General features: G+C 64.0%; 14 protein-coding genes and 1 tRNA gene. 4 read left to right on the plus strand and 11 right to left on the minus strand.

Annotated features, from left to right (window positions below):
* Nucleotides 1-246: 246 nt before the first annotated feature.
* The 4 genes from yajC to AC16JP_RS01135 all read left to right on the plus strand — a co-directional run bounded on the left by yajC (nt 247) and on the right by AC16JP_RS01135 (nt 3,536).
* Nucleotides 247-594, plus strand: coding sequence for a preprotein translocase subunit YajC (gene yajC, locus AC16JP_RS01120; protein WP_484338761.1), 348 nt, complete (start codon nt 247-249; stop codon nt 592-594).
* Nucleotides 595-601: 7 nt separating this feature from the next.
* Complete coding sequence (gene secD / locus AC16JP_RS01125) at nt 602-2,194, plus strand: protein translocase subunit SecD (RefSeq protein WP_484338762.1); 1,593 nt, start codon at nt 602-604, stop codon at nt 2,192-2,194.
* Between the two features lie 11 nt (nt 2,195-2,205).
* The gene (gene secF, locus AC16JP_RS01130) at nt 2,206-3,180 is read left to right on the plus strand and encodes a protein translocase subunit SecF (protein ID WP_484338763.1); all 975 of its coding nucleotides are present in this window, start codon (nt 2,206-2,208) and stop codon (nt 3,178-3,180) included.
* Between the two features lie 149 nt (nt 3,181-3,329).
* Nucleotides 3,330-3,536, plus strand: a complete 207-nt coding sequence (locus tag AC16JP_RS01135; RefSeq protein WP_484338774.1) for an MTH938/NDUFAF3 family protein — start codon at nt 3,330-3,332, stop codon at nt 3,534-3,536.
* Between the two features lie 37 nt (nt 3,537-3,573).
* Here AC16JP_RS01135 and AC16JP_RS01140 read toward each other — a convergent pair whose 3' ends face one another.
* The 11 genes from AC16JP_RS01140 to AC16JP_RS01190 all read right to left on the minus strand — a co-directional run.
* Nucleotides 3,574-4,344 carry a DUF169 domain-containing protein gene (locus AC16JP_RS01140; protein WP_484338764.1) on the minus strand — a complete coding sequence of 257 codons (771 nt, stop codon included), beginning with the start codon at nt 4,342-4,344 and terminating at the stop codon, nt 3,574-3,576.
* An 84-nt stretch (nt 4,345-4,428) separates the two neighbouring features.
* Nucleotides 4,429-4,752 (minus strand): PepSY domain-containing protein, encoded by a 324-nt coding sequence (locus AC16JP_RS01145; RefSeq protein WP_484338765.1) that lies wholly within the window; start codon nt 4,750-4,752, stop codon nt 4,429-4,431.
* Entirely contained in the window at nt 4,749-5,348 is a 600-nt protein-coding gene (locus AC16JP_RS01150; RefSeq protein WP_484338766.1) for a ferric reductase-like transmembrane domain-containing protein, read from the minus strand. Before AC16JP_RS01150 ends, AC16JP_RS01145 begins: the two co-directional genes overlap by 4 nt.
* Entirely contained in the window at nt 5,345-6,028 is a 684-nt protein-coding gene (locus tag AC16JP_RS01155) for a Fe2+-dependent dioxygenase (RefSeq protein ID WP_484338767.1), read from the minus strand. Before AC16JP_RS01155 ends, AC16JP_RS01150 begins: the two co-directional genes overlap by 4 nt.
* A gap of 29 nt (nt 6,029-6,057) precedes the next feature.
* Complete coding sequence (locus tag AC16JP_RS01160; protein WP_484338768.1) at nt 6,058-8,445, minus strand: TonB-dependent receptor; 2,388 nt, start codon at nt 8,443-8,445, stop codon at nt 6,058-6,060.
* Between the two features lie 90 nt (nt 8,446-8,535).
* The gene (locus AC16JP_RS01165; RefSeq protein ID WP_484338769.1) at nt 8,536-9,267 is read right to left on the minus strand and encodes an energy transducer TonB; all 732 of its coding nucleotides are present in this window, start codon (nt 9,265-9,267) and stop codon (nt 8,536-8,538) included.
* Nucleotides 9,264-9,689: a TonB system transport protein ExbD gene (gene exbD / locus AC16JP_RS01170; protein ID WP_484338770.1), complete on the minus strand. Its 426-nt coding sequence runs from the start codon at nt 9,687-9,689 to the stop codon at nt 9,264-9,266. Before exbD ends, AC16JP_RS01165 begins: the two co-directional genes overlap by 4 nt.
* A gap of 3 nt (nt 9,690-9,692) precedes the next feature.
* Complete coding sequence (exbB, locus tag AC16JP_RS01175) at nt 9,693-10,496, minus strand: tonB-system energizer ExbB (protein WP_484338771.1); 804 nt, start codon at nt 10,494-10,496, stop codon at nt 9,693-9,695.
* Nucleotides 10,497-10,631: 135 nt separating this feature from the next.
* Entirely contained in the window at nt 10,632-11,273 is a 642-nt protein-coding gene (locus tag AC16JP_RS01180) for a TerC family protein (RefSeq protein WP_484338772.1), read from the minus strand.
* 107 nt (nt 11,274-11,380) lie between these two features.
* Nucleotides 11,381-11,457: transfer RNA gene (locus AC16JP_RS01185), tRNA-Pro, on the minus strand.
* A gap of 87 nt (nt 11,458-11,544) precedes the next feature.
* The coding region (locus AC16JP_RS01190; protein WP_484338773.1) for a ferredoxin--NADP reductase domain-containing protein at nt 11,545-12,282 on the minus strand (738 nt) is incomplete at its 5' end.

The following is a 12,282-nucleotide window of genomic DNA, read 5'->3' on the forward strand; positions in this document are numbered from 1 at the left end:
TCGCTGGGTTTGCGCCGGTGGTGGCAGGCGGCGCAATGCGCTCGAGGATACCGGCGATCTGCGACAGCGCGGTGGTGATTGCGTCGGTCATGGCTTGCAATTAGGGTCGGAAGCCGGGCAGGGCAACGCTGCTGCAGGCACACGCTGCCGGTCGCATTTGAAAAACTGCCGTGGGCCGTGTAAGCGCGGCCGCCAGTAAGGGAGGATCCCGCAAGGGACCTCGACAGAATTAGGGACGATCCGACGATGTTTTCTTCTCCTGCCTATGCTCAGGCTGCCGGTGCTGCGCCGGGTGGAGCCGGTGGCTTTCTGATCCAGATCGTGCCGCTGATCCTGCTGTTCGTGATTTTCTGGTTCCTCATCATCCGCCCGCAGCAGCAGAAGATGAAGGCCCACCGCGCCATGGTCGACGCTGTGAAAAAGGGCGACGAAGTGGTGACGGGCGGCGGTCTCGTCGGCCGCGTGACCAAGGTTGCCGACGGCGAAGTGGAAGTCGAACTGGCGCCAAACATGAAAGTGCGCGCGCTGAAGGGAACGCTGACCAACGTGACCCCGCGCGGCGCGCCTGCCGCCGCCAACGACGCCAAGGCCTGAGGCGCCAATGCTGGATTTCCCGCCCTGGAAAATCTGGGCCACCGTGCTGCCCGTCCTCGCGGGCTTTCTCTTTGCGTTTCCCAACCTGCTGACGGAAGAGCAGGCGGCGTCGCTGCCATCGTGGGTGCCGAGCAAGCAACTGAACCTCGGCCTCGACTTGCGGGGCGGCAGCCACATCCTGCTCGAAGCCGACCCGGCGGACGTCCGCAAAACCCGGATCGAGACGCTGGAGGAAATCGTCCGTTCAGAGCTTCGGCAGGCGGACGGCGGCCCGATTCCGGTGCTCGACATGTCGACGCGTGGCGGCGAAGTCTCGTTCGGGGTGCGCAACCCCGCCGACATGGATCGCGCCGTTGAACTGATGCGCGGCCTGTCGCGCCCGGTTGGCCAGCTGACGGGCCAGCGCGACATCGACGTCAACGTGATGGACGGCAACCGCATCGTCGTGAAGCCGACAGACGCCGGCATCGCATCGGAAACCGATCGCGCGATGGCGCAGGCAGTCGAAGTCGTGCGGCGCCGTATCGACGAGATGGGCACGCGTGAACCGAATATCGTGCGCCAGGGGGCGACCCGGATCGTGGTGCAGGTTCCCGGCCTGCAAGACCCTGACGCGCTGAAGGCTCTGCTTGGCAAAACGGCCAAACTTGAATTCAAGCTGGTCGATACCGAAGCCGATCAGGCCGAGGCTGCCCGTGGCCGCGCGCCGCCGGGAAGCGAAGTCGTGCCGAACGCCGAAGGCGGCGTGCTGGTGGTGAAGCGCCGGGCGCTGATCACCGGCGATCAACTCGTCGACAGCCAGCCGACCTTCCAGGACGGTGCGGCCGTCGTTTCCTTCCGGTTCGACAATGTCGGCGGCAAGCGGTTCGCCCGCGCGACGCAGGAAAATGTCGGGAAGCCGTTTGCCATCATTCTGGACGGCAAGGTGATTTCGGCGCCGCGCATCAATGAGCCGATCCTTGGCGGGTCGGGGATCATCAGCGGCAATTTCACCACCCAGTCTGCCAACGAACTGTCGATCCTGCTGCGTTCGGGCAAGCTGCCCGTCGCGCTGAAAGTGATCGAGGAGCGCACGGTCGGGCCTGACCTCGGTGCGGACTCGATCCGTGCAGGCGCAATCGCCTCGGTGCTGGCGACGAGCCTCGTCGCGGTGTTCATGATCCTGATCTACGGCCGGTTCGGATTTTATTCGGTGATCGCGCTGGTCATCAACGGCGTCATGATCATCGGCATCATGTCGGCGCTTGGCGCAACCCTCACCTTGCCGGGCATTGCCGGCTTCGTGCTGACGATCGGGGCCGCAGTCGACGCGAACGTCCTCATCAACGAGCATATCCGCGAAGAGCTTCGCAACGGCCGAACGGTGATGCAGTCGATCGATATAGGCTATAGCGAAGCCTCGCGGACCATTCTCGATGCCAATGCCACGAATGCGATTGCTGCCGTGGTGATGTATTGGCTCGGCTCCGGCCCGCTGAAGGGGTTCGGCGTCGTGCTGACGATCGGCATCGTCACCTCGGTGTTCACGGCGGTTACCGTGACCCGGCTCATGATTACCATGTGGCTGCGCCGGGCTCGCCCGCAGTCGCTCGTGCTTTGAGGTAAGACGACATGCGTCTTGTCAAACTGGTTCCCGACAATACCAACATCGACTTCCTGAAATGGCGGAACGTCGCGATCGTGCTGTCGCTGATCCTGACCATCGGCTCGATGGTGCTGGTCGGTGTGCGCGGCCTGAATTTCGGCGTCGATTTCGCCGGTGGCCTGATGATGGAAGTGCGTTTCGAAAAGCCCGTGGTGCTGGATGAACTGCGCAAGTCGGTGAACGCTGCCGGCGCCGGAGAGGCCAACCTGCAGGCTTTCGGCGACGGGCGGACGATTTCCGTCAGGCTGCCGTTGCCGGAAGGCGACGACACCGCCGTGCAGAAGGTGGTGAAGCAGGTGCAGGCCTCGATCCTGAAGGGGCACCCGGATGCCGAATTCCGCCGGGTCGAAACCGTCTCCGGCAAGGTGTCGGGCGAACTGGTCCGCGACGGCATGCTGGCGATGGCCGTCGCGATGGCGGCGATCTCGATCTATATCTGGTTCCGGTTCGAATGGCAGTTCGGTGTCGGGGTGTTGTTCGGGCTGGTGCACGACGTTGCGCTGACGTTCGGATTCTTTGCGCTTACACAGCTAGAGTTCGACCTGAACATCGTCGCCGCCATCCTGACCATCATCGGCTATTCGCTGAACGATACGATCGTTGTCTATGACCGTATCCGCAGCAATCTGCGTAAATACCGCAAGATGGGAATCATCGAGACGTTGAACCTGTCGGTGAACGAGACGCTGGCGCGGACGGTCGTCACGTCGATGTCGATGATGATCGCGCTTGGCACGCTGGTCGCGCTTGGCGGGCCGGTGCTGTTCGGCTTCTCGGTGGCGATGTTGCTGGGGATCGTCATCGGAACCTATTCGTCGATCTATATCAGCGCACCGTTCCTGCTCTGGCTGAAGGTCGGCCCGCACAGCTTCGTTCCTGCCGAAAAGGGGCCGGAAGAACGGCTGAAGGCCAAGCTCGAAGCCGAGCGCGGCAAGGTCTGAGCCTGAGCGCGCCTCGCCTCGAAGCCGGCGCCAGCCGTATCTCGGCCCGGACGAGCGAGGGCTGGGTCGTCGGCGACAGGCTCTGCGGCCCGGCTCTGCTGGTAACGGCCAGGATCGCGGGCAGCCTGCCGGGCCTGTCATTCGATACGCTGGATGCTGCGCGGCTGCCGGGGCTGGACGGTATCGAACTGCTGCTGCTTGGCACGGGCGCCACGATGTGTGCCGCGCCCGTCGCTTTCGTTGCCGGTGCGGCGGCGCTTGGTATCCGTGTAGAGGTGATGGACAGCGCCGCCGCCGCGCGCACGTTCAACGTGCTGGTCGCCGAAGACCGCCCTGTCGCGGCGCTGCTGCTTTAGCGAACTGCGGCCGGTTTAGCGAACTGCGGCCGAGCGACTATCGCCCGGCGGGATAGGATGCGGCCATCCCCGCACGCACGTCCTGCTGGATTCCATATTGCGGGAAGGGATAGCGCAGGCCGTTCCGCGCCAGTGCTTCCATGCCGTCGATCGCGTCGGTCAGCATGGCGGGCGGCAACGCCATCAGCATCTCGTCGTCCTGCACACCGCCGTACCGGCGTTCGGCAAAACAGGGGATCGACAATGATGGCTCGCGCTTCAGCAACGCGCGACCCCATGAATCGGCGCAGGCGCTTTCGCCGACGACACTCCAGTCGAACCGCTTGTAGCCCTTCCATTGCAGCCCGTTGATGAAATAGATCATCGCACCGGGTGTGGCATAGAACAGCGCGATGTCGGGGTCGGTGATCCGCCCCGACGCCAGCGGCGACACGGCAAGCGCTTCATATTCGCCATCGGGCACGCAATGCATGGCCGCCTGATGCGCTTTTGCATCCTCGACGGTCGAGAACCATACCCCGGCCATATGTTTGCCCGAGTACCATTCCGGCGATTTCGCCCGCCCCAGGCCGATGACGGCCGCGCACTGTGCGCCCACCAGATCATCGGCGGTGATGCCGACGGTCCAGCCAAGCCGGGCTGCCTGCGCCACGATCTGGTCGGTCGTGTGGATGGCGGCCGGGCGCCGGATGCGGGGAATGGCCTCCATCGCGGCCCGGTCGCGGAAGAGCTTCATGCAAAAGGGAATGGATCTGATCTTCAGCAGACGTTCCAGATCTGCTGCGGCCTTGGCAAGATCCATGCTCATGGTTTTCCCCCTACTGCTCTGCCGTTGCGGCTGGCCGGCAGGATAAGCGGGGGGGTTCAAGCCGGCAAGCGCCAGCGGCTGCCGTTATCCGGTGAAGCCCGGCGCCCGATAGATTTCCTGACCGCGACGGAACACCACCAGCTTCTGCAGTGTAACCGGGTGGAAGAAGGCTTCGATCGACTGGCCGGTTTCGGTGCGGGCGTACAGTTCATAGCAGTCGCCCTCGACCTGCGTCTTCAGCACCGTCCAGCCTTCCAGCCATGCCTTTTTCTTCAACTGGTTCATTGGCTTCCAGCTATTCTGCGGGCCGGGATTGCAACGGACATCGCCGTCGGCGTGCGCTGGCGCTGTCGCCAGCACCGCAAAGGCGGCAACGGCTGCCAATCCGGAAATGCGCAGGATGTTCATGAAATGCTCCTTTCAGGGCGGGCGCGCAATCGAACATGGAATGCCCTGAGCATCCACAACAGCGCAAGAGGAACGGCATGAAAGGCAGCGGCTGCCCACTGCCAGTCCAGCAGAATCCAGTGTGCGATCGCCAGCGTGAACGCCGGGTAAACGAGGCGCTGCACCTTTTTCCAGCGCGCTTTCAGCCAGCGCATCGCCCTGTCGGAACTGATCAGCGCAGGCGGCAACAGCAGCGCAAGCGCGGCCCATCCCGTCCAGATGCCGGGCAGGGAAAATTCATCGACGATCGCCGCCCACATGCCCATGTCGAGCAGGTAGAAACCAAGATGCAGCAGCGCATAGCAAAAGGCGGCAACGCCCAGGTTTCGTCGGACGGCGATCCATGCGCGCATCGGGCCGCTTGGCCCGAACACCGACAGCGCCGGGCCAGCCAGCAGCGCCGCCAGCATCAGGCGGATCGAATACTCGCCGCTGGGGCTCAGAAGATCCATCGCCAGCGTGCCTCTGGCAAACTGCCAGCACATCCAGGCCGCCGGCGCTGCAAGCAGAAGCCAGAACGCCACCCGGCCAATGCCGATGCGCGCCCCGCGCTTCACGGGTTGGCCCAGCGCCTTGTCAGGTTGTGATAGACATGGACAAGCCGGTCGATGTCGGGGTCGTCGACGGCGCGGGTTGCCGACAGCGCCTGGATCGACTGGTCGAGATCGAACAGCAGCGCTCTTGCCGATGCGTCGGCGATTGCGCTTTGCATCCACATGATGGCGCAGATGCGCTGTCCCTGTGTGACAGGGGTCACCTGATGCAGGCTCGACGATGGATAGAGCACCATGTCTCCGGCCGCGAGCTTTACCGCCTGCGCGCCGAACTGTTCCTCGATGACCAGTTCGCCACCTTCATATTCATCTGGATCAGACAGGAACAGCGTGGCCGACACGTCGCTTCGAATGGTCAGGTTTGCTTCGGGCAGGCGCATCAGCGCAGCATCGGAATGGGTACCGTAGTGGCCGCCGTTTTCATACAGGTTGAATACCGGAGGCCAGATCCGTTCGGCCAGCGACGCCGACACGAAGGTGGGGTGATGGCCGAGCTTGCCAAGGATCACATTGCCAAGCTCGGCTGCAACCGGGTCGCGGCGGTCGAGTTGCAGGTTCTGCTTGACCGCGATCGAGCGGCTTCCGGCGGTTCCGGCGCCATCAATCCAGTCGGCCACAGCCAGCCGTTCGCGGAAGATGCGAACTTCGCTCTGGTCGAGCAGATTCTCGATCACGATCAGCATTGCTTACTCTCCGGTTGCGTTGGCCCGGCTCAGAACTTGCCGCTGAGCGTCAGGCGGATTGTCCGGCCGTCGCCGAGATAGGCGAACCCGCCCGACCGGTATGCGGCAGTGAAGTAGGTCTTGTCGCCGATGTTGGAGGCGTTCAGACGCGCGGTCAGATGGTCGTTGATCCGGTAGCTGGCGAAGGCACCGACCGTCGCATAGGCGGGGATGCGGATGCTGTATTCGCCGAAATACGGGCTGCCCACGGTAGTGACATAGGCGGCTGCCGCATCTGGCTGGCCAGCGAACATCTCGCTCTTCCAGGTCACGTTGCCGCCGATCACGAGCTTGTCCGTCAGTTGATAGCGAAGCTGGGCGTCGACGCCGTTGTTGGCGAAGTTCGACAGCCGCTTCCCGACATTGGTGGCGCCTGCTGCAAGTTGCGCCGCCGAAAGGCCGGGGTTCAGCGATTCCAGCACCTTCGACTGTGCGAACGAGGCGACGATCTGGCCGCCCAGCCGGTCGGTCACGTTTCCGGCCAGCCCCAGTTCGATACCGCGCACCCGGTGCTTGCCTGAATTCAGCGAGCCGTTCGCAGAATAGCTGTCGCCGTTCAGCCCCTCCATCAGGTTGCTCTTGACCGTTTCGAAGACGGCCGCCGTCGCCAGCAGGCGGTTGTCGAACAGGTCCCACTTGGTGCCCAGTTCGATGTTGCGCGACCGCTTGGGTTCGGCCTGATAGAACAGGTCGCCGTTGACGTTCACTGTGCACAGGCCGCCATAGCCGCAGTTGGTGCCGGTATCCGACTCGCCGCCGTTGATGTCGGCGCCGGTTGCAAAGGCCAGATAGATCATGCCCTGCTCGGTCGGCTTGATGCTGATCCCGGCGTTATAGCCCCACAGCACGCCGTTGTGGTTGAACTCGGCCCTCGTGGCCCCGGTCACCAGGTCGTTGGTGCGAAGTTCATAGTCATAGGCGTCGAAGCGCACGCCGCCGCTGATGTTCAGCCAGTCGGTGATGTCGATGCTGTCCATCAGGTAGCCGGCCATCGTCGACACCTTCCACATGGTGGAGGGCAGATCGGAACGGGTGATGCCCGTCCGCAGCAGCATGTCGGCGCGGTCGGCCAGCCACTGGCCCTTGCCGTCGGTCACGCACCAGGCGTTCAGCACGGTGCCGGTGCCGTTGATGCAGTTCGGCGCACCGGTGATGGTGTAACTATAGCCGTTGGAATTGGTCGGCGCGGCAACTGCCCCCGGCGCGACGTTCAGGAAACCGAAGCGGTTGTCGACGGAATAGGTCGTGAACTCGGCGCCGGTCGCCAGATTGTGGCGGACGCTGCCTGTTGCAAACTGGCCAAGGATATTCAGACGGTCGGCGAAATAGTCGATCTTCTGCCATCCCGACCGTGACGCACCCAGCCGGTAGTCAACTGCGCCCGGCGCCACCGGATCGGCGGCACCGCGCGTGAACCGCGAAATCGACGTGTTGATATAGCCATTGTCGGTACGCCCGTAGCGGGCTGTATTCTCGACGGTGAAGCCTTCGAACGCTTCGATCCGCAGGTGGCCGGTGATGATATTTACGTCGGCGTTCTGGAAATCCTCGTTCTGGGTATAGGGCGGAATGTCGTAGTAGGGCTGGCCGCCCAGCGCGACGTTGGCGATCGCAAGGCCAAGGTCTGGCCGGTCGCGCGCGGTCATGTGGTAGTAATCCAGCGCCACCGAAACCTTGTCGCTGAGCTGTCCTTTCAGCGCGAGTGCCGCACCATAGCGGCGGCGCATCGCCGGCCCGCGATGCGGAACATCTTCGGTGGAAAACAGCAGGTTGGTGCGGATGGCGAAACGCTCGTTCAGGGCAAGGTTGCTGTCGATGGTCGCGCGCAGGGCGGCGACGCTGCCCGCCGTCACGTCGATGGCGTGAAAGCTGTAGTCGGTCGATGCCTGCTTGGTGATGGCGTTGATGGCCCCGCCTGATGCGCCACGGCCGGCAAAGGTCGCGCTGGGGCCTTTGGTGATTTCCAGTTGCTCGATGGCAAAAGTTTCGCGCGATTGCAGCCCCGGATCGCGCAAACCGTCGACGAAAACGTCGCTTTTGGCTTCCTGGCCACGGATGATGTAGCGGTCGCCGAAGGCGTTGCCGTTTTCGCCGGTGCCGATGGTGATGCCCGGCTGCGAGGCCAGCACGTCGCGCAGGTTGGAGCGCCCGGATTCCTGAAGCTGGGTCTGCGTGACCACGGTGATGGTGGCCGGGGTGTCGGCAAGCGGCTTCACCCGGCGGCTATCCCCGGAAACACGCGCCTTATAGGGCGCGCCCTTCTGGGTGTAGGGGTTTACATCGGCGGCCTTGTCCTCGATCTTCAGCGTGTCGAGTTGGACTTCCCCGGCGTCGGCGTTCTGTGCCAGCGTCGGCGCTGCATGTGATGCAACAGCCATGCCGACGGCTGCCACGGCCGCGCGTTGGCGAAGGCTGACCGGACGAAGGATTGCCCCTTTATATTTAGTCATTTATTTATTTTTCCTGATCTAACTTGTACGCAATGAATAATCGATTGGCAGCGACAGGGTGATCCTGTCCCGGTGCATGGAGGCCGGCATCGGCGGCAGTGGCGCAACGCGCTGCAGCAATGACAGCGTTGCATCATCGAGGATCATGTGCCCGCTGGATTGCTTGATCGACACCGCAGAGACATTCCCGGCGCGATCGACGGTGAAGCGCACCGTTACGATGCCCTGCTGCCGCGCCTGCCTGGCTTCGGCAGGATAGACCTTCTTCCGGTTGAGATGCGCGCTGAGCGTGCGAAAATAATCGAGTTCCTGCCGCCTGGCCTTCGGGTCGTCGGAACCGGCGGATTGTTGTGGCGCGGCCACGGCGGCAGGCGTCGCCGAGACCGCCGCTGACGGCGCGGGTTCCGGCAGCGCGACTGGCGCTGGCGGCAAAGGCTTTGGCGGCGGGGCGGGCAGGGGGGGTACGTCGGCCGGCAGCGGCACATCCACCCTCGGCGCACTGACCGGCGGTTCGATCGTACGCGGCGGTGTCATCAAGGCTTGCGGCTGCGCTTTCGCCTGCGTCGGCTGCACGACTGGCGCCGTCATCGGCGGCAGTTCGATCATCACCACCGGTTCGGGATCGGGTGCCGCGACGTGGCGCACCAGCACCAGGGCGAGCGCGACGAGCGCAACATGCCCGAGCAATGCGCCGGCACCAGCGCCCAGCCAAAGGCTGCGATCCGTTGAGGTGGCGATGCCTGCGCTCACGCCAGGCTTCCCGCTTCCTCGCCGACGAGGGCGACGTGCAGATAACCCGACGCGCGCAGCTCGTTCATCGCGTCCATGATGCGATCATAGGTGACGGTCTTGTCGGCCCTGAGGTAGATGCGCTCGTCGCGGTTGTCGCGCGTTGCCGTTCGCACGGCGGTTGCGATGCCGCCTTTGGCGACCGCAGTTTCGTTCACCAGCATGCGCCCGTCGGCTGTGATCGAGAGGAACGTCGGGCGGTCGGGTTTTGGCGCCGGTTGCGCTGTCGAGACCGGCAGATCGACCTTGACGTCGACTGTGGCCAGTGGTGCCGCCACCATGAAGATGATCAGCAGCACCAGCATCACGTCGATGAAGGGCGTTACGTTGATCTCGCCGTTCATGGGCAGATCCGACGATTCTTCACGGATACGGATGGCCATGGCCTATGCCTTTGCGCCGGTGTGGGCCAGTTCGCCCCGGCTCAGGTCGCGCGAGACGAGGCGCAGGATTGCAGCCGATGTGTCGCCGATGATACCACGGTGCGCTGCAATCTGGCGGCTGAAATGGTTGTAGAAGATGACTGCGGGTATGGCGGCGACCAGCCCGATTGCTGTCGCCAGCAGCGCCTCGGCGATGCCCGGCGCAACGACCGCGAGGTTGGTCGTCTGCTTGACAGCGATCCCGACGAAGCTGTTCATGATGCCCCAGACGGTGCCGAACAGCCCGACGAATGGTGCCGTCGCGCCGATGGTGGCCAGCACGCTGACGCCGCTGGAAAGGCGCCGCGCCTCGGCCGCTTCGTGGCGCTCGAACCGCGATATGATGCGTTCTTTCAACCCGTCGCGATCGGCCAGCGCGTCGGAGGAAAGCGCAAGTTCGGCAAGCGCTTCGCGGTGCAGAACATAGCTGGCGGTATCCGGCGTGCGCGCGGCATCGGCCAGTGTGCGCATTTCGCTGAACGCTTGCGCAATGCGCGCCTGAGAGCCGCTGAGGCGTCGCAACTGCGCCGACTTGGCGAAAAACACCGTCCAGGTGATGATCGACGCCAGCCCCAGGCCGATGATGACCAGCTTCACCACCCAGTCGGCCTGCATGAACATGCCGCCGATCGTCAGGTCTGTGGGGATCGCGGGCTGCGCGGCTACATGCTGGGCGAGGGCGGCCGCCGGCATTGCGCCAAGCACAACGATGCAGCCCATCGCGGCATATGCAGTTCGATCAAGCCCTGAAACCTTCGCCGCAATCATTCCAGCTTCGCATCCCTGTCAGAGGAAATGACTCGTCTGTTGCGAGTCATTCACAATGAGGGCGACTAATGCGAGTGAATTGCAGTTGTCAATGATTTGGCCCGCCCCACCGGGGGGCAGGCCAAAAAAACTTAGCTAGCGAGCAGTGGCGTTCAACACGACGGGGACGACATCGCGTCCGCCGCCGATGATCATCTCGATGGCGACATAGAGGATCAGCGCCAGACCGATCCAGCCGATCCAGTGATAACGTTCGATCAGGCGAGCGATATAGTTTGCCGCGATGCCCATCAACGCCACCGACAGCACCAGCCCGAACACCATGATTTCGGTGTGGTGCTTTGATGCGCCGGCGACGGCCAGCACATTGTCGAGGCTCATCGACAGGTCGGCGATGGCGACGGCCCATGCCGCCCCCCAGAAGGTCTTGGCGGCAGGCGGAGCGTCGTGCAGCACCGTGCCATCGTCGAGGTGGACGCGGGTATCGGGTTTCAATTCGCGATACATCTTCCAGCAGACCCACAGCAGCAACAGGCCGCCCGCAAGGCGGATGCCGACGATGTCGAGCAGTTGCACGACGACCATCGCAAACGCGATCCGCATGACGAGCGCAGCAACCATGCCCAGCGCAATCACGCGGCGGCGTTCGGCGGCGGGCAGGCCGGCGGCCAGCGCGCCGATGACGATCGCATTGTCGCCCGCAAGCACCAGGTCGATCATGATGACTTTGCCCAGCGCCTGCATGGCGCCCGGTTCGGTAAGAAAACTGAAGTCCATGCGCGGCCTGCTAGCGCAACTGTTGCCCGCTGAACAAGTGGTGTTGCGGCGTGCGGCTGGTGGCTGTGGCCCCTTGCGGGGTGGTTCTGTTCGCGAAGGCAGGGAAATGGTCGGGGAAAGAGGATTCGAACCTCCGGCCCCTGCCTCCCGAAGACAGTGCTCTACCAGGCTGAGCTATTCCCCGGACCGGAGGCGGCGAGATAGTCGGGCCGTCGGCCAGCGTCAAGCGCCCGGCCAAGAAAAATCGTGCGATAGCTTGCCCGCGCAGGCGTCAGGCCCGGATGACGGCGCGAAGTGCCTCCATGTCCACGATTTTTTCGCGCGGGGCGCCTGCGCGCGCGCGGGCTACCTCCATCGCGTCGATCTTTTGCCAGTCGTCGAAGCTGGCAACATGAACGCCGCGTTCTGCGAGCAGGCGATCGAGGCCTTCGCGGCCGGGTTTGCCTCCGGCGGCGGTGGTTGCAGCAATGCGATCGACGAGCGCGAAGCCGTCCGGGCGGTTGGTGCCGATCGTGCCCGATGGCCCGCGTCGCGCCCAGCCGACGCACCATAGCCCCGGCGCGATCAGCCCGTCTGTATTGGCGAACCGTCCGGCGGCATCGTCGAACGGAACGCCGGGCACCTTGGCGGTGCGGTAGCCGATCGCGGCCACGACCATCTGGCACGGGATGATTTCGGTTTCGCCGGTGTCTTCGGCGCGGCCTTCGGAATCGACGCGGGTCTTTGCCACTTCGATTCCTTCGACATGGGCCGTTCCCAGCACCCTGAGCGGCCGGCGCAGAAAATCCAGCGAAACGGTGATCGGTTTCGATGCGTCCGGCCCGGCCGCCGCAAAGCGCCGCAACACTTCGACCACGCGCCGCTGGCCTGTCTCCAGCGTTGCGTCGGTCTCGGGTGGCGGGAACACCTCTGGCCGGACGAGCGGCGTCGCCCGTGCAAGTTCGCCCAGTTCGCCAACCTCTTTCAGGGTGAAGCTTGCCTGATGCGGCCCTCGACGTCCAACGATCCG

It is taken from the genome of Sandaracinobacteroides sp. (assembly GCF_057137845.1).